This is a genomic window from Hoeflea sp. AS60, from assembly GCF_038900115.1.
GTDB lineage: Bacteria > Pseudomonadota > Alphaproteobacteria > Rhizobiales > Rhizobiaceae > Hoeflea.
In genome coordinates this window covers 1,358,198-1,381,365 of the sequence record NZ_JBBMQP010000001.1, presented here as the reverse complement: position 1 = coordinate 1,381,365, position 23,168 = coordinate 1,358,198, and the positions used below count along the sequence as shown (strand labels likewise).

The 23,168-nt window shown below is 58.7% G+C and carries 14 protein-coding genes and 1 tRNA gene; 2 read left to right on the top strand and 13 right to left on the bottom strand.

The features are described from left to right. Positions 1–86 precede the first annotated feature (86 nt). The gene (locus tag WNZ14_RS06380) at positions 87–539 is read left to right on the top strand and encodes an RbsD/FucU family protein (protein ID WP_342867740.1); all 453 of its coding nucleotides are present in this window, start codon (positions 87–89) and stop codon (positions 537–539) included. 38 nt (positions 540–577) lie between these two features. Here WNZ14_RS06380 and WNZ14_RS06375 read toward each other — a convergent pair whose 3' ends face one another. From WNZ14_RS06375 to dctP, 9 genes are all read right to left on the bottom strand, one after another. After that, positions 578–1,987 (bottom strand): glycosyltransferase family 39 protein, encoded by a 1,410-nt coding sequence (locus WNZ14_RS06375; RefSeq protein ID WP_342867739.1) that lies wholly within the window; start codon positions 1,985–1,987, stop codon positions 578–580. Beyond that, positions 1,984–2,739 (bottom strand): ChbG/HpnK family deacetylase, encoded by a 756-nt coding sequence (locus WNZ14_RS06370; RefSeq protein ID WP_342867738.1) that lies wholly within the window; start codon positions 2,737–2,739, stop codon positions 1,984–1,986. Before WNZ14_RS06370 ends, WNZ14_RS06375 begins: the two co-directional genes overlap by 4 nt. After that, the gene (locus WNZ14_RS06365; RefSeq protein ID WP_342867737.1) at positions 2,720–3,697 is read right to left on the bottom strand and encodes a glycosyltransferase family 2 protein; all 978 of its coding nucleotides are present in this window, start codon (positions 3,695–3,697) and stop codon (positions 2,720–2,722) included. The genes WNZ14_RS06370 and WNZ14_RS06365 overlap by 20 nt, the downstream gene beginning before the upstream one ends. Further along, the gene (locus WNZ14_RS06360; protein WP_342868528.1) at positions 3,694–4,074 is read right to left on the bottom strand and encodes a GtrA family protein; all 381 of its coding nucleotides are present in this window, start codon (positions 4,072–4,074) and stop codon (positions 3,694–3,696) included. The genes WNZ14_RS06365 and WNZ14_RS06360 overlap by 4 nt, the downstream gene beginning before the upstream one ends. Positions 4,075–4,352: 278 nt before the next feature. After that, the gene (locus WNZ14_RS06355) at positions 4,353–5,906 is read right to left on the bottom strand and encodes a malonyl-CoA synthase (protein ID WP_342867736.1); all 1,554 of its coding nucleotides are present in this window, start codon (positions 5,904–5,906) and stop codon (positions 4,353–4,355) included. Beyond that, positions 5,903–7,225, bottom strand: a complete 1,323-nt coding sequence (locus tag WNZ14_RS06350) for a malonyl-CoA decarboxylase (RefSeq protein WP_342867735.1) — start codon at positions 7,223–7,225, stop codon at positions 5,903–5,905. Before WNZ14_RS06350 ends, WNZ14_RS06355 begins: the two co-directional genes overlap by 4 nt. Further along, a complete protein-coding gene (locus WNZ14_RS06345; protein WP_342867734.1) occupies positions 7,222–8,538 on the bottom strand; it encodes a TRAP transporter large permease in 1,317 nt (438 codons plus the stop codon). Before WNZ14_RS06345 ends, WNZ14_RS06350 begins: the two co-directional genes overlap by 4 nt. Continuing rightward, the gene (locus WNZ14_RS06340; RefSeq protein ID WP_342867733.1) at positions 8,535–9,032 is read right to left on the bottom strand and encodes a TRAP transporter small permease; all 498 of its coding nucleotides are present in this window, start codon (positions 9,030–9,032) and stop codon (positions 8,535–8,537) included. Before WNZ14_RS06340 ends, WNZ14_RS06345 begins: the two co-directional genes overlap by 4 nt. Before the next feature lie 79 nt (positions 9,033–9,111). After that, positions 9,112–10,077 (bottom strand): TRAP transporter substrate-binding protein DctP, encoded by a 966-nt coding sequence (gene dctP / locus WNZ14_RS06335; RefSeq protein ID WP_342868527.1) that lies wholly within the window; start codon positions 10,075–10,077, stop codon positions 9,112–9,114. Positions 10,078–10,252: 175 nt separating this feature from the next. On the opposite strand from dctP, the gene WNZ14_RS06330 reads away from it, so the two are divergent. After that, entirely contained in the window at positions 10,253–10,921 is a 669-nt protein-coding gene (locus WNZ14_RS06330; protein WP_342867732.1) for a GntR family transcriptional regulator, read from the top strand. A gap of 175 nt (positions 10,922–11,096) precedes the next feature. Here WNZ14_RS06330 and WNZ14_RS06325 read toward each other — a convergent pair whose 3' ends face one another. The 4 genes from WNZ14_RS06325 to WNZ14_RS06310 form a co-directional block, all read right to left on the bottom strand. Then, complete coding sequence (locus WNZ14_RS06325) at positions 11,097–19,259, bottom strand: hypothetical protein (RefSeq protein WP_342867731.1); 8,163 nt, start codon at positions 19,257–19,259, stop codon at positions 11,097–11,099. A gap of 682 nt (positions 19,260–19,941) precedes the next feature. Continuing rightward, positions 19,942–20,018: transfer RNA gene (locus tag WNZ14_RS06320), tRNA-Arg, on the bottom strand. 210 nt (positions 20,019–20,228) lie between these two features. Next, positions 20,229–21,698, bottom strand: a complete 1,470-nt coding sequence (locus WNZ14_RS06315; RefSeq protein WP_342867730.1) for a HAMP domain-containing sensor histidine kinase — start codon at positions 21,696–21,698, stop codon at positions 20,229–20,231. 23 nt (positions 21,699–21,721) lie between these two features. Beyond that, positions 21,722–23,152, bottom strand: coding sequence for an FAD-dependent oxidoreductase (locus WNZ14_RS06310; RefSeq protein ID WP_342867729.1), 1,431 nt, complete (start codon positions 23,150–23,152; stop codon positions 21,722–21,724). Positions 23,153–23,168: the final 16 nt, after the last annotated feature.

Below are 23,168 nucleotides of genomic sequence, written 5' to 3'. Positions count from 1 at the left end.
GCTTGAACCGTCGCGCATCCGACTGCAGGATCGCGCCAACAGGCGGGCGCCGAAAGTGACGCCCAAGGAATTATTGGGAGGGCATCATGCTCAAGGGAATTGATCCGCGGTTGAATGCGGAAGTGCTTTACGCGCTTCGTGCAATGGGGCACGGCGACACGTTGATTATCGCAGACACCAATTTTCCATCGGACACAATCGCGCGGCAAACCGTGCTCGGGGAGTTGCTGCGGATGGATAATCTGACCTCCGCCCAGACCGCTGAGGCCGTCCTGTCAGTGCTGCCGCTCGACACATTCGTCGATGATTTCGCCGGCCGGATGGAAATCGTCGGCAACCCCGACGAAATCGCCCCGGTTCAGGCGGAGGTCCAGTCGGTGATCGATAAGGCAGAAGGCAAGTCAAGGCCGATGATCGGCATCGAGCGCTTCGCCTTCTACGAAGTAGCCAAGCAAGCCTATGCCGTGATCCAGACCGGCGAACGGCGCTTTTACGGATGCATCATGCTGCGCAAGGGCGTCATCCCGCCAGACGAATAGGACAAGAGGAACCTGCGGCATTGCCGTCATGGCCTGCCTCAGGGAGACGGAACGTAAAGCAGATATTTGCGGTTTTCCGCAATGGATTTGACCGAGTCACCAAAGCGGGAAGCGAACTCGTCCCGCCGGTATTTTGGCACCAGAACTGCATCACCGGGAGCGAGCCAGGAACTGACATCATCCATTGTCCTGAGCCGCGTGATCTTGCCTTGGGTATAGAATTCGGACGAGAAGCTGCGGGCATCGAAGATACCAAGTCGACCGGGGCCCTCAAAGGCCTCGACCAGGCTTTCTTCAGACGGCACCGCGGACCGGGCGAGGCCGAAAAAAGCGATAATGGTGATTGCAGTGGCAGCCACAAGCACTTCAGCTACACCAAGATGCAACCACTTCGTGCGGGTGGGACCGGACCGGTTCCACAACATCACACCTAGAAGTGCCGCCGCCGGCACACCCGGCAGAACGTAGGTGACGAGAATGTTTGCGGCGGGCGTGAACAGGACAAGTGGCGCAAGCGCGAACATGAACAGGTAGATGTAGAGGCCGCGGCCCTGGGATGCCTCCTCTGGCCCCGCCTCGGACATGCCCTTTTTCAAGCGCCAGAGCAGAATTGGCAGCAGCGGGCTCCAGGGCAGAGTGGCCAGAATCCAGAACAGCCAGATCATGCCCTTTGCGTGGGCGCGGCCCGCACCATAGAGGTCGCCCGACCAGCCGGGCTGCAGAAAGCGCTGTATATGCTCGCCGATGATAAAATAATGCAGATAACCGGGGGTCGCGATTTCCGCGGCCACGTACCAAGGTAGGACAAGGACCGCGACCAGGACCGCGCCGCCAACCAAAGGCAGTTGAAGCAGGTCCTTCCAGTTGCCGCGCCAGATCATGAAGGCGGTAATCGGCATCATCGACAGAACCGTAGCAACCGGCCCCTTGCCCAGAAGCCCTATGGCAAGGCCCAGAAAGAACAGCCAGCCCCAGCGGCGGTCTCCCTGCAGCCCATTATAGAAGCCAGCCATGCAGGCGGTGACGCCAAGGGTGAGCGCCATGTCGGTCTGGACAAAACCCAATGCGACGAAAAACAGGCCGGAACTGGCGGTCATCAGCACTGCGGCGCCAGCGTTTATGCGGTTGGTGAGCGTGCGGGCCCAAAGATAGAGGATCGCCAGAGTGGCCAAGGCCGACAGCAAGATACCGAGCCTTGCGGCGAATGCTGTCGCGCCGAAGGCGGCGATGCCGATTGCCGACATCCAGGTGTGCAGCGGCGGCTTGGCCCAGAAAGGGACGCCATAATCAAATTGCGGTGTGATCCAGTTGCCAGTCTCGACCATCTTGCGGGCGATTTCGGCATAGCGCGCTTCGGTCGGGTCGGTCAGAGGTACCCAGATCATCGCGGCCAAGCGCACGGCCAACAGCAGTAACAAACCCCAGATGATGGCACGGCTTTTGGTCAATTCACGGCCCCTTGAAAAAGGATATTCGTCTCGCAGTCACGGCTTTGAGGGGCATGACCTTCGCATTGCATTTCATCGCTGGCATCACCGGGATGAACCATCATCAGGCAGTCAGGACTTGCCTTCGACAACAGCTGCGGTAGCCACTGCCGGACATTGGCCGGATCGTCAAGGCGAAGAAAGCCGGAAAAATCTGTATTCATCTCACGTTCCGCACGGCGAAAAGCGGATCTTGCCTGTGCGGCCAGCGCCATGATCAGGACACCCTTGACGCCGCCGGCACGAAGGTTGCGCCACCGCCCCGACCAGGTCGCCGGCAGCGGCACCCTGATCCAGGTCTTCGGTCCGAATTGCAATCGCGCTGCCAGCGGCGCTACGCGAGGGAAGCAATGACAATGCTGGTGGCCATCGTAATAGTCAGGCAGGCTGCCAAAAAGGGTCACGAACTCATGCGTCTGCCGATCAAACGAAACGCCCACAGCTTCAAGCAAACGAGAATTCAGCACCGGGCGAAGCAACATCGAAAGAGGCCAGACCTGTTCGTGACCGGGGAGCGCCTGGGTCAGGTTGAGATGCAATCCGACCTCAGCGCCCGCAGCCCTCAAGCTGCGCAACCGTGCAATGTCACCGGCGTCGATCGCATGGTTGACCATGACGGAGGTTCCATCGAGCCGCCCGGCCTCGATCAGCGAAAGGATGACCCGGTCATGCTTGCGTCCAAGACCAAAATCATCAGCGATCCGCAACGCCATCCCCTTTGCGGCTGATGTCTTCCGCCAGGATGTAGGGGGGCCGCTTCTTGGCTTCGAGGACGGATTTGCCGATATACTCGCCGAGAAGTCCCAGAAAGATCATCTGAACGCCACCAAAAAACGCGATCAGTGTCAGCACCGACGCAATTCCGTTTGATACTCCGGTGAAGAACAGGGTCTCGATGACGACATACAAGCCGTAAACCGCACTGAACATGGCAATGACGATACCGGCCATGGCCATCAGCCGCAGCGGTGTGGTGGTGAAGCTGGTGACGGCGTCCATCGTCATCGAAAACAGACGGAACGGACTGAAACTGCTCTTGCCATGCTCGCGTTTGGGTGGCTCAAGCGGCAAGCCGGTTTGACGAAAGCCAACCCAGCCATAAAGCCCTTTCATGAAACGGTCGCTCTCCGGAAGAGAGCGCAGCGCCTTCATGAAACGCTGGTTTATCAGGCGAAAATCACCCGCACCGGGCGGGATCTGGTAACGGATATTGCGGTTGATGACCCAGAAGAACAGTCTTGAAGCGGCAGCCTTGAAATATCCTTCCGAAGAACGACGACTGGCCTTGTAGGCATAGACGCTGTCGGCGCCCTCAGTGAGCCAGATCCGGACGAAGTCGCTGATCATTTCGGGTGGATGCTGCAGATCGGCATCCATCAGCACAGCTGCATCGGCTGACCGGGCAGCGTCTATCCCGGCTGAAAGGGCAGCCTCCTTGCCGAAATTGCGGGAAAACTGCAGCAGGTGAACCGAGCGCGGACCAAAATCATGGGCGTTCAGAACCGCGAAACTGTCATCACTGCTGCCATCATCGACGAAAATGAAATCAACAGCGAGCTGGAATTCGCCCGCCAGACTGACAGCGATCGCCTCCAGCCGTTCCAGCAGTTCAGCCAAGACTTCGACCTCGTTGTAAACGGGAACGACGATGGACAGGGTTTTGCCGCTCATGACTGTTTCTTTGCAAAAATGACTGCTGACGACACAGTGAAATTGATGATCGAGGCCACCCCGATCGCGACAAGAAGCGCTAGTGCCAAAGGCAGCCCGACATAGAGAGAGGCTTTTAGCAGCAAGGCCCTGAGAAAGAAAACCAGCGTGCTCCAGCCCATGAACAGAACGTATCGCCGGAGCAGGTCGTCATTGGCTTCATCAAAGGTGATGCGGCTGTGAAACCGGAAAACCACCGAGGCGCTGATGATCATCGACAACCCAAGCGCAACGGCAGGATCCAGGTTCGCCCAGCGGCTCAGCGCAAGCGTCACCACATAGTCGATGACCGCACCGATGACGGAGCCGCTGGCAAAAAGAGAAAGTCTCTTGAGCATCATCACTCTTCCGGTTGGTGTCCGGGCCACGATTGGTGTGATCCAATCGTCCGGCGCACAGCCACGCCAGCAATGAAGCGCAAGGCATGGCTTTAAAGCTGTTTGAGTGCCGGTATATTGGCTGGAGTCATTGACGGCAATACGCGGATTAAAAGCAGCCGTCGCATGGTCAAACAGGATTACCGAGGCCGCTGGCGGGGATAATCCCCGGGCCTCCGCACCAACGCGGAACCAAAGGCCCGTCATCCCTGCACGGAGCGCTCTTGGCAGTCGTTGCTTCAGGCGTCCAGCAGCGTCTTGTAGGCGTCGCGCAGCACGTTCTTCTGCACCTTGCCCATGGTGTTGCGGGGCAGCTCATTGAGCACAACGATGCGCTTTGGCTGTTTGAAGCGGGCGATCTTCGGCTTGATACTTTCCATGATCACGGTTTCATCCAGCTTCGCACCCGGCCTCGGCACAAGGACTGCCACCACGCCTTCGCCGAAATCGGCATGCGGCACGCCGATGACGGCCGATTCCAGCACGCCATCCTCCTCGTCGAGCAGGAGCTCGAGTTCCTTGGGATAGATGTTGTAGCCACCAGAGATGATCAGGTCCTTGGAGCGGCCGACGATCTGCACATAGCCATCGGCATCGATGACGCCGACATCGCCGGTGATGAAGAAACCGTCGTCGCGAAGTTCCTCCTTGGTTTTTTCCGGCATCTGCCAGTAGCCGGAAAACACGTTGGGGCCCTTGACCTCGATGATGCCGATCTCGCCTTGCGGCAGTTCCTTGGCGCTCTCGGCATCGACGATACGGAGCTCTACACCAGGCAGCGGAAAACCGACCGTGCCGGCACGCCGCTCGCCCTCATAGGGGTTGGAGGTGTTCATGTTGGTCTCGGTCATGCCATAGCGTTCCAGAATCCGGTGGCCGGTGCGCTGTTCGAACAGGACATGGGTCTCAGCCAGAAGTGGCGCGCTGCCGGACACAAACAGGCGCATATGCTTGACCAGATCACCGGTGAACGCAGGCTCATCGAGAAGCCGCGTGTAGAAGGTCGGCACACCCATCAGCGCAGTGGCCTCCGGGATGTTGCCAATGATTGCGTCGGCGCTGAAACCGGACAGGAAGATCAGCGACGCGCCTGCGCTCAATGTCACATTGGTGGCGACGAACAGGCCGTGAGTATGAAAGATCGGCAGCGCGTGCAGCAGCACATCATCCTTGGTGAAGCGCCAGACATCGACAAGCGTTTGAGCATTGGACAGCAGATTGGCGTGACTCAGCATCGCACCTTTCGAACGGCCCGTGGTGCCAGAAGTGTAGAGAATGGCGGCAAGGTCATCGGCAGACCGGGCAACAGTGTCGAACGCGGTTGGTGCAGCAAGCCCGGCGTCATTGAGCGATCCGGCGCTGGTCTGCGCATCTTTCCACACGCCCATGGTCTCAAGCCCAATACCGAGCTTGCCGGTGAGTCCCTCGTAATCTGCACGCTTCTTCGGGTCGCAGACGAAGATATGTGGCGTGGCGTTGCCGAGAAAATACTCGATCTCCGAAGGGGTGTAGCCAGTGTTGAGCGGCAGAAAAATTCCGCCCGCGCGGACCACGGCGAGATAGAGCATGATGGCTTCGATGGATTTGGGAACCTGCACGGCGACCCGGTCGCCGGGCTTCACGCCAAGGTCAACCAGCACATTTGCAAAACGGCCCGAAACATCCTCGACATCCCCATAGGAATAGTGGCGACCATCCTCGGGCAGCGTCGCGAACAACGCGCCTCGTCCATCAGGGGTGGCCAGTTTGTCGGCGAGCAGTCCGTCAAAGAGATAGTTGTCAGCCATTTTCATTTCCTGCCGTTGCTGTTTGTGACCGCCGCATCGGCCAGCGTCCTGACTTCCTTGGACGCGAAGACCGTGTGGTTCTCGGCGAAGCCCTCGTGGAACTGACCGATCTTCTTGAGATCATAGAGATAATTGACCATCAACCCGCAGGATTGCCGCACCCCGTTTGGCGACATGTCGGCGCTCGCATGGATGTCATGCACCATCGCGCCATTGTTGAGATGGAAGCGCGCCACCGGGTCCAGCGGCATGCCGTTGCGGTCCTTCTGGTTGATCAGGTAATGCGCTGCCTGTCGGCGCAGCCATTGCGACTGGTCCTTGAGACCGCCGATGTCGCCCGATTCCATGGCGGTTTCGATGTCTTTGGCGAAAGCACTCGCGTTGGACTGTTCTGTGATGGACTGGCTGAGCCAGCGGCCAAAGCCCGGAATGGGCGACAGAGTAACAAAGGTGGTGATCGATTTCACCTCGGCCTGCAGATCCTCGACCACCTGCTTGATCAGGGAATTGCCGAACGACACGCCGCGCAAACCGGCCTGGCAGTTGGAAATGGAGTAGAACACCGCAGTATTGGCGTTTGCTGGTTCGAGTATCTCGCGGTTTTCCGCCAGAATGGCCTGAACCGAGTTCGGCACTCCCTTGACCAGTGCCACTTCGACGAAGATCAGCGGATCATCCGGCATGGCGGGATGGAAGAAAGCGTAGCAGCGCCGGTCTGACGGCTCGACCCGGCGGCGCAGGTCATCCCAGTCATCAATTGCGTGAACCGCTTCATACCTGATGATCTTCTCGAGAATGTTGGCCGGGCTCTGCCAGTTGATCCGCCGCGGCACCAGGAAGCCGCGGTTGAACCACGATCCGAAAAGGTGCTGGAAATCCACATCGGCCCGCCCGAAAGACGGATTGTCCTTGAGCAACTTGAGCAGGCGTGCGCGCATCTTGACCAGTTCGCCGGTAGCGCCGGGCACCCGGTTTATGCGCCGCAGCAGTTCCTGCCGTTTCGGTTCGGCTGCCTCCAGCAGCTCGGCGAAATTCTCCGGCGATCTGTCGTTCTCATAGGCTGTGGTCAGTGCCTGCAGCCGTTCGGTATCAATGTCCATATGCTCGGTGAGATAGCGGAAGAACTCGACCTCCGCCTCCGGCGTCAGGTCACTGAACAGCGACAGGATCTGCTGACCCATATTATGGCCCGAGCTCTCGCTTTCGCTGGCAATCAGATCCTTGCAAAGCGCCGCTATGGCGCGACCGTCGCCCTTGACGCGGGCGATGTTCGGCCGCTCGAACAGCGTCGACAGCAGGTCGTAGAAAAACCCTGACCGGTTCAAAGCGCGCCCCCCATGACGAACGTAGGCAGGAAGGTTGCGATCGACGGGAAGATGCACAGAAGAACGATGGCAAGGATCATGCACATCACATAAGGCAGCGAGCCGCGCAGGATGGTGCCGAGCGAGATGTCCGGTGCGATCGAGTTGATGACGTAGAGATTGAGGCCGACCGGCGGTGTGATCAGGCCGATTTCCATATTGATCGTCAGGATGACCGCGAACCAATAAGGGTCAAATCCGGCACTGGTGATGATCGGCAAGAGGATAGGCGCGGTCATCAGGATGACGGCCACCGGCGGCAAGAAGAAGCCCGCGATCAGCAGAAAGACGTTGATGATTGCCATCAGCACCCAGCGATTGACCTCGAGATCAGAGATCCAGCCGGCAATGCTCTGGGTGACGAAGGTCGACGACAGGGTGAAGGCGAAGAGTTCGGAAGCTGCGATGATCATCATGATCATCACCGATTCCCGGGTCGAATCCCTGAACATCGAGATGAACGGCTTGGCCGAGAACATCCTGTAGACCACGACCACCAGCACCAGGCAGAACAGCGCGCCGACGCCTGCTGCTTCCGACGGTGTGGCAACCCCGCCATAGAGCACGAACAGGATACCTGCGACGATGGCCAGGAATGGCAGCACCCGCGGCAGGATCTCGAGTTTCTGCTTGAGCGAGTAGTGCTGTGTCACATCAGACAGTTTCAGCCCACTGCGCCAGCAGGAAAACAGCGTCCAGGCCATGAAGATCGCCGTCAGCATCAGACCCGGAATGACGCCCGCCAGAAACAGCCGCCCGATCGAGGTCTCTGTCGAGATGCCATAGACGATCATGGTGATAGATGGCGGGATGAGGATGCCAAGGGTGCCACCGGCCGCGATCGATCCGGCTGAGATTTCGTCCGGGTAGCCGCGTTTGCGCATTTCCGGAATGCCCATCTTGCCGATGGCGGCGCATGTGGCCGGCGAAGAGCCCGACAGCGCCGAAAAAATCGAGCAGGCGCCGAGATTGGACAGGACCAGACCGCCGGGCACGCGGTTGAGCCAGCGATCCAGCGCCTCATAGAGGTCCTTGCCGGCAGGAGAGTTGGAGACCGCCGATCCCATCAGGATGAACATCGGGATCGACACCAGCGTGAACGAGTTGAGGCCTGAGAAAAATGTCTCGCCAAGTACATCAAGCGAGCGAAAACCGTCTATGAGAAGCAGGGTTCCGATCGATACTGCGCCAAGGGCAAAGGCGATGGGCATGCCGATGGCGAACATGGCGATCAGGACAACAAGGATGAGTAGGCCGATTTCCAGCGGGCTCATGCGGGGACCTCCCCTGTTCCAGTCCAGTTCTTGTATATTTCGGCGACGTATTGAAGGCAGAGGATGCCGACGCCGAGCGGCAACGGCAGCAGCGGTATCCAGAGCGGCAGCGCCCAGACCGTGTCTGTGGTCCAGCCCTTGGACAGCGCTTCATAGAAATAGTGCCAGCCCGACCAGCCGAGCAAACCGCAGAAAGCCAAGCTCAATGTGGCTGCGAGAACATCAAGCAGACGCTTGCCACTGCCTCCCAGCAGGGTTGGCAAAAGATCGACCGAGACATGCCCCTTGAGCATCAGCACATAGGGTGCGCCGATGAAGGTGGATGCGATCATGGCATAGACGACGAACTCGGTCTGCCAGATGGTGGAGGCACCGAGGAAATAGCGCATGAACACCATCTGGGAGACAACGAGGGTGGAAGCGGCAATCAGCAGCATGGATGCCAGTCCGCATAACCGCGACAACATCTCAACGGTCGAAACAAAGCGTTTCATCTCTCAGAAGTCCTCAGATCGTAACAAGGGGCAGGTCTGACGGGGAAAAAGGGGAGGCGAACCTCCCCTCACCCTTTGATCACTCGACCGCGAGAGCTTCGTCGATCAGTTTCTGGCCACCATCCACCTTTTCAGCGAATTCCTTGTAGGCAGTCTCCTTGGCGATCGCGAGCCAGGCGTCATAATCGTCCTTCGACATCGACACGATTTCGACGCCGGCCTTCTTGAAGGTCTCGACCATCTTGTCGTCGAGGCCTGCTGCTTCCTTGTCGAAATATTCCTCGGCCTTCTTGCCGGCGGCCATGACAGCAGCCTGCTGCTCAGGCGTCAGGCGGTCATAGGTTTCCTTCGAAATCAGCATTGGCTCATACATGAACCAGAGCGAGTTCTCGCCCGGCTCGGTCAGACACTTGACCTGCTCATAGATGCGGTAGGAGACGAACGACCCCGACGAGGTGTTGGTCGCATCGAGCACGCCGGTCTGCATGCCGGTGTAGATTTCAGATGACGCCATCGAGGAAATCGAAGCACCGGCGCCAACCAGCATCTGTTCAAACGCAGGACCAGCAGCGCGGGTGACCTGCCCCTTGATCGATTCGGGCGAGGTGATGCAGCCCTTTTTCGACGCGAAGGCGCCGCCGAGCCAGGCGTCAGCAATGACGATGGCACCATTGTCCTCGATCAGCTTCTTGATCTCGGTCATGAAGGGCGAAGAGTTGAGCCGCTTGGCGCGATCATGGTTGCGCACGAGGCCCGGCATCAGGGTCGCCGAGAACTGCGGCACGCGGCCCGAAGCGTAATCGAGCGGGAAGGAGGTGATGTCGAGCTGGCCCTTGGTCAGCGCACCCCATTGCTCCTTTGCCTTGTAAAGCGACTGGCCCGGATAGACCTGAACATCAAGACCGACATTGGCGGCGCCCAGTTCCTTGGCAAAAAGCTGAACCATTTCGTCGCGTGCGTCGCCCTTGCCGCCCGGAAACTGGTGCGATGCTTTCAATGTTTCGGCCTGCGCGAGACCGGTTATGGCGACGGATGCAGCAAGCATCCCCGCAAAAGCTGATAATCCTAGTTTCATGTCTACCTCCCAGAAGATTTTGTTCGCAGAACCTCCTCCGGCCCTTGCGCCGCTCAATGGGACCACTTTCTGAATGCAATGTCAAATCTCTTGTATACAAGAAGAATGAATTTGCATTTTTACGCTGATTGTCCATGATAAGCAGATGGGCACACGCATTGCAGACACTATTCGTGAACGCATCGAACAGATGATTGTCACCGGCGAGTTCACCGATGGAGAGCGGCTTGACGAGGTCAAGCTCGCCGAGCAATTCGGCGTGTCGCGGACGCCATTACGCGAAGCCTTTCAGGCGCTGGCTGCGTCAGGACTTGTCACGCTTGAAGCCCGTCGCGGCGCCTTCATCCGGCATCCGGATTTCGTCGAACTCGTCGAGATGTTCGAAGTCATGGCCGAACTCGAAGCCATGTGCGGCTTCCGGGCGGCGCGGCGCGTGACCGAGCAGCAAATGACCGACATCGCCCTGACCATAGACGCCTGTGAAGCGGCAATCGCACAGGGCGATTTTGATGAGTATTACCGGGAGAACGAGACCTTTCATCACCTGCTCTATGAGGCAAGTGGCAATCGTTTCCTCGCCCGCGAAGCGGCGCGGCTTCACAAACGGCTGAAACCCTACCGGCGCATGCAGTTGCGCGCCCACGGACGTATGCCGCAGTCAATGCGCGAACACCGGGCCATCTACGCCGCGCTGGAATGCTCCGATTCGAAGGACGCTGCAGCCACGCTTCGTCTGCATGTCGCCATTCAGGGCGAACGCTTCAACGACCTGATGGCCAGCTACCGACAGATGGCGTCGTTGAAGACCGGGTGAGCGACTGGTTTCGACCAACGACGAACGCTGCGGCCATCCGGGAAAAAGAGATCGAAACGATCATTCGACAATCAAACAACAAAAACGACGCAACAGCGTCGTCCTTAATTGTTTTGCAGTGAACTTTTTGAAGAGGGATACGGCAGGGCCGAAGCCCTGCCGTTGGATGTCAAGATCAGACTGTCTGATAGGCCGCAATGACGGCTTCAACCTGAGCGGTCTGCATGGCCTGCAACTGGTCAGTTGTCAGGGCCTGCAACTGGGTTTCGCTCAGTTCTCCGATGTCTTCTGCCGAAAGGCCGGAAATTGCTGCCGTGCTGATGGCGGCAATGTCCTCGTCGGCGAAGGCAGCAAGATCTTCGGTTGTCATCGCGTCGATCTGCGCTGCGCTCATGGCCGCGGTCTGTTCTGCGCTGAATGCGCCCACCTGAGTGGCACTCATGGCATCGACCTGTGCAGCGGAGAGGCCGGTGACAGCGTCCAGGCTGAGAGCCGTTACCTGAGCTTCGGTCAGTGCCGCGATCTGGTCGGTGGTCATCCCCGCTACCTGGCTTGATTTCAGTGCCCCGACCTGTTCATCGCTGAGATAACCAATTTGATCGGTCGTCAGCGCCGCCACCTGTGTCGCCGACATTGCGCCAATCTGGCCCGTCGTCAGCACATCGATTTGCGCTTCACTCAGGGCGGCAACGGCACCGGTCGTCAGACCACTGATAGCCTTGGTGGAAATCGCAGCGATTTCATCGGTCGAGACAAGGCCAATCGCATCGGCATCGAAGCCAGCCACCTGATTGTCACTCATGGCCGCGATCTGGGTGGTCGAAAGCGCCCCAACCTGAGCGTCGGAGAAAAGAGCGAGCTGCTCGGCTTTCAAGCCGGTCACAGCCTTGTCGCTGATCGCCGTGACCTGACCCGTGCTTAGCGCACCGATCTGTTCATCGGTGAGAGCGCCGACCTGGGTCGCCGTCATCGCACCGACCTGATCGGTCGAAAGAAAATTGATCTGGTCTGCCGTCAATGCTCCAACCTGGGTTGCCGAAAGCGCGGCAACCTGTGTGGTGGTGAGGGCTCCAATCTGTCCTTGGCTCAAGCTAGCCACTGCATCTGTCGTCAAACCAGTTATTGCACTCGTTGAAATCGCTGTGACTTCATCGGTGGAGAGCAGTGCGATGGCATCTGTATCAAAAGCAGACATCTGCCTTGCGCTCATTGCCGCAATCTGGGTGGTGTCGAGCGCTGTGACCTGATCGTCGGAGAACAGAGCCAACTGTGCCTCTGTCAGTCCAGCGACACCCTTGGTGCTGATGGCCGTCACCTGACCCGCGCTCAGCTCGCCGATCTGGTCATCGGTGAGAGCACCGACCTGGGCCGCCGTCATTGCAGCAACCTGATCCGTCGAGAGATAGCCGATCTGGTCTGTCGTCAGCGCCTTGACCTGATTGGTCGAAAGAGCGGCAACCTGGTTTGTGGTGAGCGCACCAACCTGATCTTCGGTCAAGGCGGCAACCGCATCCGTGGTCAGACCGCTGATGGATTTGGATGAAATGGCCGCAACTTCGTCTGTCGAGAACAGAACGATGGCAGCCGCATCGAAGCCCGCCATCTGATTTCCGCTCATGGCTGCAACCTGAGTGGTGCCGAGCGATGTAACCTGGTCATCGGAGAACAGAGCCAGCTGCGCTGCAGTGAGACCGGTGACAGCGCTTGTGTTGATGGAAGCGACTTGTGTCACACTCAGCGCACCGATCTGGCCATCGGTGAGAGCGCCAACCTGGGTCGCTGTCAATGCACCAAACTGTGTATCGCTGAGGTAACCGACCTGATCCGTGGTCAGCGCCTTTACCTGAGTGGCCGAGAGAGCGGCGACCTGGTTGGTGCTGAGAGCACCGATCTGGTCTTCGCTCAGCGCTGCAACGGTATCCGCAGCCATACCAGGGATTGCCTTGGCGTTGATCGCTGTGATTTCAGCAGTGGTGAACTCGGCGATATCGTCTGCCGTAAGTGCAGCAACCTGTGTGTCGGTAAAGACAGCCGCCTGGGTTTCCGACATGGCTCCGAGTTGCTCGGAACTCATCTGGCCAATTTGTGCTGCCGTCAGTCCGGTGACAGCCTTGGTGCTGATCGCCGTCACCTGATCTGTGGTGAGCGTATCGATCTGGTCACTGGTCAGAGCGCCTATCTGGGCGGCTGTCATTGCGCCAACCTGATCGGTCGAGAGATAGCCGATCTGGTCTGTTGTAAGTGCCTTGACCTGAGTGGTCGAAAGAGCAGCAACCTGGCTCGTCTTCAGAGCGCCAACCTGATCTTCAGTCAGAGCGGCAACGGCATCGGTGGTCAGGCCGCCGATTGACTTGGTGGAAATGGCAGCCACTTCATCTGTCGAGAACAGGACGATGGCAGCCGCATCAAAGCCAGCGAGTTGCCTGTCGCTCAGGGATGCGACCTGGGTGGTGCTAAGTGCAGTGACCTGATCGTCGGAGAACAGGGCCAGTTGCGCTGCGCTCAAGCCGCCGACCGCCTTGTTGCTCAGTGCAGTCACCTGATCGGTGCTCAGCGCACCAATCTGGGCATCGGTGAGCGCGCCGACCTGGGCCGCCGTCAGTGCGCCAGCCTGATCGGTCGAGAGATAGCCGACCTGGTCCGTCGTCAGCGCCTTGACCTGAGTGGTCGAGAGAGCCGTAACCTGTCGTGTGGTGAGGGCGCCAACCTGATCTTCACTCAGGGCTGCAACTGCATCGGTTGTCATACCGCTGATGGACTTGGTTGAAATCGCGGTGATTTCATCGGTCGAGAACAGGGCGATGGCATCCGCATCAAATGCAGACATCTGAGTTGCGCTCAAAGCCGCGATCTGAGTGGCGCCGAGCGCTGTAACCTGATCGTCGGAGAACAGCGCCAGTTGCGCTGCGCTAAGACCGGCAACAGCCTTGTTGCTCATTGCCGTCACCTGATCCGCGGTAAGCACGCCGATCTGGCCATCGGTGAGAGCACCGACCTGGGTCGCCGTCATTGCGCCAACCTGATCCGTCGAAAGATAGCCGACCTGATCCGTGGTCAGGGCCTTGACCTGAGTGGTCGAGAGGGCGGCAACCTGTCTTGTGGTGAGTGCATCAACCTGATCTTCACTCAGGGCGGCGACGGCATCCGTCGTCAGACCGCTGATCGATTTGCTAGAGATGGCCGCGATTTCATCGGTCGAGAAAAGAGCGATGGCATCGGCGTCAAAAGCAGACATCTGCTTGGCGCTGAGCGCCGCGATCTGGGTGGTGCCGAGTGCGGTGACCTGATCGTCGGAGAACAGGGCCAGCTGCGCTGCGCTCAAGCCAGCAACAGTTTTTCTGCTGAGTGCCGTCACCTGATCCGCGGTCAGCGCGCCAACCTGATCATCCGTGAGGGCACCGACCTGAGCTGCCGTCATTGCGCCAACCTGATCATTCGAAAGATAACCGACCTGATCCGTGGTCAGGGCCTTGACCTGAGCGGTGGAAAAAGCCGCAATCTGTTTGGTGCTGAGCGCGCCAACCTGATCTTCACTCAAGGCAGCAACCGCATCCGTTGTCAGACCGCCGATGGCCTTGGTGGAAATGGCTGTGACTTGATCGGTCGAGAACAGGGCGATCGCATCGGCATCAAACGCTGCGACCTGCCTGGTGCTCAGTGCAGAGATCTGGGTGGCACTGAGGGCTCCAACCTGATCGTCAGAGAACAGCGCCAGCTGCGCGGCGGAAAGTCCGAGGACAGCCTTCTTGCTGATTGCGGTCACCTGATCCGTAGTGAGCGCACCAACCTGATCATCAGTGAGAGCGCCGACCTGGGCCGACGTCATCGCACCAACCTGGTCCGTTGAAAGATAGCCAATCTGGTCCGTCGTCAGGGCCTTGACCTGCGTGGTCGAAAGAGCCGCAATCTGCTTGGTGCTCAGAGCGCCAACGTTATCTTCACTCAAGGCGGCAACCACATCGGTCGTCAGACCGCCGATGGATTTGGTGGAGATTGCCGTGATTTCATCGGTCGAAAACAGGGCGATGGCATCTGCATCAAACGCAGCCATCTGCTTGGCGCTCAAGGCCGCGATCTGTGTGGCACCGAGTGCTGTAACCTGATCGTCCGTCATGCCCGCAATCTGGTCAACCGTCAGACCGGTGACGGCCTTGGAGCTGATAGCGCTGATTTCGTCGTTGGCAAACAGGGCAATGGCATCAGCACTGAAGCTGGAAAGCTGTCTGTCACTGAATGCTGCAATCTGGGTGGCCGTAAGTGCGGTGGCCTGATCGTTGGTGAGCAGAGCCAGCTGCGTTGTGTTCAAGCCGCCGATGGCCTTGGTGCTGATTGCCGGGATCTGTGTTTCACTCAAAGCACCGATCTGGTCGCTGGTGAGAGCCCCGGTCTGGGTTGCCGTCAACGCACCGACCTGGTCCGTCGAGAGATAACCGATCTGGTCTGTCGTCAGCGCCTTGATCTGGGTAGCGGAGAGAGCAGCGATCTGGCTGGTGCCAAGAGCACCGATTTGATCTTCACTCAGGGCGGCAACGGCATCCGTCGTCAGACCGCTGATGGCCTTGCTGGAAATTGCAGCGATTTCATCGGTTGAGAAAAGCGCGATGGCATCTGCGTCAAGGCCGGCCACCTGCTTGTCGGTCAGGGCTGCGATCTTGGTGGTACCGAGCGCAGAGATCTGATCGTCGGAGAACAGTGCGAGCTGCGCCCCACTCAATCCGGTGATCGCCTTGCTGCTAAGGGCAGTTACCTGATCCGTGGTCAGCGTACCAATCTGATCATCGGTCAGAGCGCCGACCTGTGTAGACGTGAGAGCGCCGACCTGTTCATCGCTCAGATAGCCGATTTGATCTGTCGTCAGTGCCTTGACCTGATTGGTCGCAAGAGCGGCGACCTGTCTCGTGCTGAGTGCCCCCACCTGGTCTTCACTCAGCGCCGCAACGGCACCTGCCGTCAGACCGCTGATGGATTTGGTTGAAATCGCTGCGACTTCATCTGTCGAAAGCAGGGCGATTGCATCGGCGTCGAAAGCGGAAAGCTGTCTGGCGCTCATAGCTGCAATCTGTGTGGTACCGAGCGCTGTAACCTGATCATCGGAGAACAGAGCCAACTGCGCGGTGGTCAAGCCTGCCACAGCCTTGGTGCCGATGGCAGTCACCTGATCCGTGCTCAGCGTTCCAATCTGGTCATCGGTGAGTGCGCCGACCTGAGCGGCCGTCATTGCACCAACCTGGTCCGTCGAAAGGTAGCCGATCTGGTCCGTCGTCAGTGCCTTGACCTGGGTGGTCGAAAGAGCCGTAATCTGTTTGGTGCTCAGCGCGCCAACCTGATCTTCAGTCAGGGCGGCAACAGCATCCGTGGTCAGACCGCTGATGGATTTGTTGGAAATGGCCGTGACTTCGTCGGTCGAGAACAGGACGATGGCAGCCGCATCAAAGGCAGACAACTGCCTGGCGCTCAAGGCCGCAACCTGAGTGGTTCCGAGCGCTGTAACCTGATCATCGGAGAACAGAGCCAGCTGCCCGGTGGTCAGTCCAGCGACAGCCTTGGTGTTGATGGCTGTCACCTGATTTACGCTCAGCACACCAACCTGATCATCGGTGAGAGCGCCAACCTGGGTCGCAGTCAACGCACCAAACTGTGTATCGCTGAGATAACCGACCTGATCCGTGGTCAGCGCCTTGACCTGAGTGGCAGAAAGCGCAGCAACCTGTTTCGTGCTGAGAGCACCGATCTGGTCTTCGCTCAGCGCGGCAACGGTATCTGCAGCCATGCCGGAGATTGCCTTGGCGCTGATCGCGGTGATTTCAGCAGTGGTGAACTCGGCGATATCGTCAGCTGTAAGCGCTGCGATCTGTCTGTCGCTAAAGGAAGCTGCCTGGGTTTCCGACATGGCTCCGAGTTGCTCGGAACTCATCTGGTCAATTTGTGCTGCCGTCAGTCCGGTGACAGCCTTGGTGCTGATCGCCGTCACCTGATCTGTAGTGAGCGTATCGATCTGGTCACTGGTAAGAGCGCCAATCTGGGCTGCAGTCATTGCGCCAACCTGATCGGTCGAGAGATAGCCGATCTGGTCTGTCGTCAGCGCCTTTACCTGGGCTGTCGAAAGAGCAGAAACCTGGCTGGTCTTGAGAGCGCCGACCTGATCTTCACTCAGTGCTGCAACGGCATCGGTGGTCAGGCCGCTGATGGACTTGCTGGAAATGGCCGCGACTTCATCGGTCGAGAACAGCGCGATGGCATCCGCATCAAACGCAGACATCTGCCTGGCGCTCAGGGCCGCAATCTGGCTTGTGCTAAGTGCCGTAACCTGATCGTCTGAGAACAGGGCCAGCTGCGCTGCGCCAAGGCCAGCAACGGCCTTGTTGCTCAACGCCGTCACCTGATCCGCGGTCAGGGTACCGATCTGACCATCAGTTAGAGCGCCGACCTGGGTGGCGGTCATTGCGCCAACCTGATCGGTCGAAAGATAGCCGATCTGGTCTGTTGTCAGCGCCTTTACCTGGGCCGTCGAGAGCGCGGTCACCTGTCTCGTGGTGAGCGCGCCAACCTGATCTTCACTCAGGGCGGCAACGGCATCGGTTGTCAGACCGCTGATGGATTTGGTGGAAATGGCCGCGATTTCATCGGTCGAGAATAGCGCGATGGCGTCCGCATCAAATGCGGACATCTGCTTGGCGCTGAGCGCCGCAATCTGGGTGGTGCCGAGCGCAGTCACCTGATCGTCTGAGAACAGGGCCAACTGCGCCGCACTCAAACCGGCCACGGCCTTCTTGCTCAGCGCAGTCACCTGATCCGTGCTCAACGTGCCGATCTGATCATCGGTGAGAGCGCCGACCTGGGCCGCCGTCATCGCGCCAACCTGATCCGTCGAAAGGTAGCCGATCTGGTCCGTCGTCAGTGCCTTGACCTGTGTGGTCGAAAGAGAGGCAATCTGTTTCGTGCTCAGAGCACCAACCTGATCTTCACTCAGGGCGGCAACAGCATCGGTCGTCAGACCGCTGATGGCCTTGGTGGAAATGGCGGTGATTTCATCGGTTGAGAAGAGAGCGATGGCATCCGCATCAAAAGCGGACATCTGCTTGGCGCTGAGCGCCGCAATCTGGGTGGTGCCGAGCGCAGTCACCTGATCGTCTGAGAACAGAGCCAGCTGCGCTGCGGAGAGTCCGGAGACAGCCTTTTTACTGATTGCGGTCACCTGATCAGTGGTGAGCGCAACAACCTGATCATCGGTGAGAGCGCCGACCTGGGCGGCCGTCATTGCGCCAACCTGATCGGTCGAAAGGTAGCCGACCTGATCAGTGGTCAGAGCCTTGACCTGAGTGGTCGAAAGAGCCGTAATCTGTCTGGTGGTGAGCGCACCAACCTGATCTTCGCTCAGGGCAGCAACGGCATCCGTTGTCAGGCCGCTGATTGATTTGGAGGAAATGGCTGTGATTTCATCGGTCGAGAAAAGGGCGATGGCATCCGCATCAAAAGCGGACATCTGCCTGGCGCTCAGGGCCGCAATCTGGGTGGTGCCAAGGGCAGTCACCTGATCGTCTGAAAACAGAGCCAGCTGAGCTGCGCTAAGGCCAGCAACGGCCTTGTTGCTCAACGCCGTCACCTGATCCGTGCTCAATGCAGCGATCTGATCATCGGTGAAAGCGCCGACCTGGGCCGCCGTCATTGCGCCAACCTGATCCGTCGAAAGGTAGCCAATCTGATCCGTCGTCAGTGCCTTGACCTGGGTGGTCGAAAGAGCTGCAATCTGTTTGGTGCTCAGCGCGTCAACCTGATCTTCAGTCAAAGCGGCAACCGCATCCGTCGTCAGACCGCTGATGGCCTTGGTGGAAATGGCTGTGATTTCGTCAGTCGAAAACAGGGCGATCGCATCCGCGTCAAACGCAGCCATCTGCTTGGCACTCAGGGCCGCGATCTGGGTTGCGCTAAGTGCGGTAACCTGATCGTCCGACATGCCCGCAATCTGATCGACCGTCAGACCGGCAATTGCCTTGGCGCTCAATGCCGAGACCTGATCCGTGCTCAGCGCGGCGACCTGACTTGTCTCCAAGCCAGCTATCTGACCGGCAGTCAGGGAGCCAATCTGCGCTTCGGTGAGGGCTGCCAACTGATCGCTATCAAGGCTGTTCAACTGAACACTGCTCATCGCACCCACCTGAGGCGCGCTCATGCCTGCAATCGCGGAGGCCTGAATGGCATCAATCTGTTCAATCGTTAGACCGAGGATGGACTTCGTCGAGATGGCAGAGATCTGGTCACCCGACATGCCTGCAACATCCACAGCATCAAGTGCTGTTATCTGCTTTGAAGTGAGCGCCTTTACCTGAGAAGTGCTCAACGACTGCACATCCTCCGTCGATAATGATTTAATCGCTGTTGTCGAAAGAGACTGGATTTGATTGACGGTGAAGGAAGAGACGATCGAGGTCATTGAACTAAGCCTATTGTGTTAACAGACATTGATAGCTTCAACTCTGTTCGACCTTCCCTACTGGATCAAAGCGTCGGAAGCGGCTGGAGATGGTCTAGTCAGATCCACCAACCACAAGACGCAATGCCCAACATCAAACTGAAGGGTCGAAAGCGACAAATGCTACTTGGGACATAGCTCTCTTGAGCCTCAGCGCAGGTGCTTCATGCTTCCCAAGCCGAAATGGGCCAAAGGTACCGCGCTGTTTAATCGTTGACGTGTGGAATTTCAGATTGTGTCAACTCGAAAGGAAATTCGGATTTCCGCCTTGCTTAACGGATATCCGTATCTTCTTAAATTTTTATTAAAAATGGCGCAATGCGCATATCTCATCTGCGGTCGTAACTTTCCGGGTCAGGATGATCATTCTTCTCGACCTTCCTGATTGATGCCGGCCTTCGTGCCGGCCACCCATTTCAAGCCGGCTCTGAAAACGGAAAGTCCCAGGACCTACCTAAAACTCCGCAATGACAAGGTGGTGGTGGGCAACCACAGAGAAGGCACCACGCGCAAGGCACGCATTCTAGCAACCCGGAAGTTTTAGGTAAAATGGCGCGCCCGAAAGGATTCGAACCTCTGACCCCCAGATTCGTAGTCTGGTGCTCTATCCAGCTGAGCTACGGGCGCGCGCTGCAGGTGTCTTTCGCCTGCGAGGCGTTCTCCTAAAACGGACTGAGGGGGATTGCAAGCGGATTTGGTGAAAAAAGCGATTGTCGTTCAATTGTCGCATGGTTGATCAAACAGCGACCGGAACCGGTGGCTTTCGCAGCGGCCGCATGCAGGCTCCAGCAGGCGCACAATCGCTGGCTTTCGCCACCTTGCCTGACCGGAACGAGGTCAGGCGCGGGCGCGGAATTTGTCGAGCGGGACCGGCTGGTCCGGGAGCTCGATGCGGAAGGCGGTGCCCTGTGTCACCGATTCGTCGAGCGACATCGATCCGCCGTGGGCAATGACCAGCTCGCGGGCAATCGCCAGCCCCAACCCCGTGCCGCCGGACCGAGCCGATCCGCGGAACGGCTGGAACAGGTTCTCACGGGCCTTGGCCGGCAGTCCCGGTCCGGTATCGGCAACACGGATCTCGACCACCAGGCCGGAGCGCCGGGCCGAGAATGTCACCCGCCGGACGATGGCGTCATCGTCACCGGGTTCGGATTCGATGGCCTGCACGGCATTGCGCACCAGATTGTAGATCACCCGGAACATCTGCTCGTTGTCGGCCTCGATCTCGATGTCCTCATCCATGTCCAGCACAAAACTAATTTCTGTGCTGGTCTCCTCGATGATGACATCCCGGACTTCGCCGGCAAGGGCTGCGAGGTTGATGAACCGGCGGCGCGGCGCGGCCTCGCGGGCCTTGCCATAGGCGAGGACTTCGCTGGAGTAGCCGACGGCACGGTCAATGGTGCGCAGCAACTTGGGCGCAAATCGCTTGACCATCGGATCATCGATCATCGCCAGACGGTCTGACATCAATTGCGCAGAGGTGAGAATGTTGCGCATGTCGTGGTTGATCTTGGAGACCGCAAGACCGAGATCAGCCAGATGTCGCTGCTCTTTGAGTGTCTGCTGCAACCGCGTCTGCATCGCTGCGAGATGGCCTTCAGCAGAAGACAGCTCATCGACTGCAGGGCCGGGGACGATGATGTTGTTGGGGTTTTCCGGATCCTCCGAGAAGGCCTGCATGTTATCAGTCACCCTCTGCACCGGCTGCAGCAGCAATCGGTTGAGTGAGAAGAACAACAAACCCGCTGTGATGACCGAGATCAGCACCGACAACAGGAAAACATTGCGGCCATAGATAAGCATGTCATGGCGCAGCTGGCTGTCCTCGAAGACCATATCAATCTGCATGTCGGGGTCGTCGCCAATCGGGCCGTAGACGCGAATCACCCGGTCACCACCAAACAGGATGGTATCGAATGCATCGACGATGGCGCCGACCGGCGTGACGGCCGCCAGATTGTACTGATGGGTGACGAAGGGCGGCATGTCGGCGCTTGCAATCATGCGCGATGTTCCGTCCTTGCGCAGAACGATGGCCTTGGTGCCGGTTGCCATCAGTGTGTCATTCTGGATCGACTGCGGAAGCTCCATGGCATTGACGCCATCGATCACGATAGCGGCTGCAGCGGCCGTGTTAAGACGGTTTTCGAGCAGGCGCAGCCGGGTGTTGGCGATAGAGGGCACAAAGATCAGCACTTCGGCGATCATCACGAACAGGATCGTCAACCACAAAAGCTTGGAGGTAAGGCTTCTAGCCCGCGGCTTCCACCACGGGATTGTCGTTTCAGAATGTGTGTCCGCCATGCTCAGCACCCCCTGCCCGATCATTACCCGAAGCGCCTCAGGAAGCGCACGAGCCAGCGCACCAGCGGCTTGCGGGTCAAGGGCGTATAATACGAAACCGCAGCGCGTTTTCCAATCTCCGCCATTGTCGGATAGGGCGGGACATAGCCGCGCACATCCTTGAGCGTCATCGAGTTGGTCACGGCCAAGGCCCACATGTTGATCATTTCGCCGGCTCCGGCGCCGGCAATGGAGACGCCGAGAATGCGCGCCTTGCGATCAACCACCATCTTGATCAACCCGGTTGTCTTGCGCTCGGCATGGGCACGGTCGTTTTCGGCATAGGGCCAGCGCAGGATCGAGATCCGGCCACCATGACGCTTGGCAGCCTCTTCCTCGCTCAGCCCGACATGGGCGAGTTCGGGGTCGGTGTAGGTTGCCCAGGGAATGATGTCGCGGTTTTCCTTGGCCGGCGCGCGGAACAGGATCTGCTGCACAACCAGACCGGCATGGTAGCCTGCTACATGGGTGAACTGCAGCCCGCCTGCGACATCCCCAATGGCATAGACACGGCTGTTGGACGATCTCAGATTGGCGCCGACCTTTATGCCACGCCGGTCATGGTCAATGCCCGCCGCATCAAGACCCAGGCCCTCTACATTGGCGAGGCGGCCAACAGCGACCAGCAGATCGGATCCGTCAACGAAGCCTTCGCCGGCCTCCGTTTCGAAATTCACCCTGACACCCGTCTTGCCGCGCTTCTCCACCGAAGTAACCTTGGAACCCTCGTGGATGGTGACGCCTTCGGCGCGAATGTTCTCAAGCACGATCGCCGCCAGCTCCGGATCGTCCTTGCCGAGCGCCCTGGCGCCCTCAACGACGGTGACTTCGGCACCAAGCCTGCGGTGGGCCTGGGCCATTTCCATGCCGATCGGGCCGCCGCCGATAATGATCAGGTGCTTGGGGGCGCGGGTGCGTTCGAACAAGGTCTCGTTGGTCAGGTAGTCAACTGTGTCGAGCCCCGGGATCGGCGGCACGAAGGCCGACGATCCGGTCGCAATGACATAGCGGCGGGCGCGGATTTCAATTTCGCCGGCCTTGACTGTGGACTTGTCGATGAAGCGGGCTTCGTCCTCGATCACGTTGACGCCCATGGCGCGGAAGCGTTCGACGGAATCATTGGGGGCTATGGCACCTATGACAGAATGGATGTGGTCATGAACCTTGCGGAAGTTGACTTTCACCTCGCCTGCCGTCACGCCAAAGTCCGGTGCTTCGGCAATGGCGTGGGCGTGTTTTGCCGCCGCAATCATAGCCTTGGAGGGAACGCAGCCGTAGTTGAGGCAATCACCGCCCATCTTGCCCTTTTCGATCAGCACCACATCAACGCCGAAAGCGGCGGCGGCGGCTGCAACCGAGAGGCCGCCAGAGCCAGCCCCGATGATGCAGATGTCAGGAGTCAAAGGGCTGCTCATAATGGTGTCTTTCCGT

Excerpts from the sequence above, each read along its gene's own strand:
- WNZ14_RS06380 (WP_342867740.1), top strand. The coding sequence starts at position 87 with ATGCTCAAGGGAATTGATCCGCGGTTGAATGCGGAAGTGCTTTACGCG.
- WNZ14_RS06370 (WP_342867738.1), bottom strand. The coding sequence starts at position 2,739 with ATGGCGTTGCGGATCGCTGATGATTTTGGTCTTGGACGCAAGCATGAC.
- WNZ14_RS06365 (WP_342867737.1), bottom strand. The coding sequence starts at position 3,697 with ATGAGCGGCAAAACCCTGTCCATCGTCGTTCCCGTTTACAACGAGGTC.
- WNZ14_RS06360 (WP_342868528.1), bottom strand. The coding sequence starts at position 4,074 with ATGCTCAAGAGACTTTCTCTTTTTGCCAGCGGCTCCGTCATCGGTGCG.
- WNZ14_RS06355 (WP_342867736.1), bottom strand. The coding sequence starts at position 5,906 with ATGAAAATGGCTGACAACTATCTCTTTGACGGACTGCTCGCCGACAAA.
- WNZ14_RS06345 (WP_342867734.1), bottom strand. The coding sequence starts at position 8,538 with ATGAGCCCGCTGGAAATCGGCCTACTCATCCTTGTTGTCCTGATCGCC.
- WNZ14_RS06340 (WP_342867733.1), bottom strand. The coding sequence starts at position 9,032 with ATGAAACGCTTTGTTTCGACCGTTGAGATGTTGTCGCGGTTATGCGGA.
- dctP (WP_342868527.1), bottom strand. The coding sequence starts at position 10,077 with ATGCTTGCTGCATCCGTCGCCATAACCGGTCTCGCGCAGGCCGAAACA.
- WNZ14_RS06330 (WP_342867732.1), top strand. The coding sequence starts at position 10,253 with ATGGGCACACGCATTGCAGACACTATTCGTGAACGCATCGAACAGATG.
- WNZ14_RS06315 (WP_342867730.1), bottom strand. The coding sequence starts at position 21,698 with ATGGCGGACACACATTCTGAAACGACAATCCCGTGGTGGAAGCCGCGG.
- WNZ14_RS06310 (WP_342867729.1), bottom strand. The coding sequence starts at position 23,152 with ATGAGCAGCCCTTTGACTCCTGACATCTGCATCATCGGGGCTGGCTCT.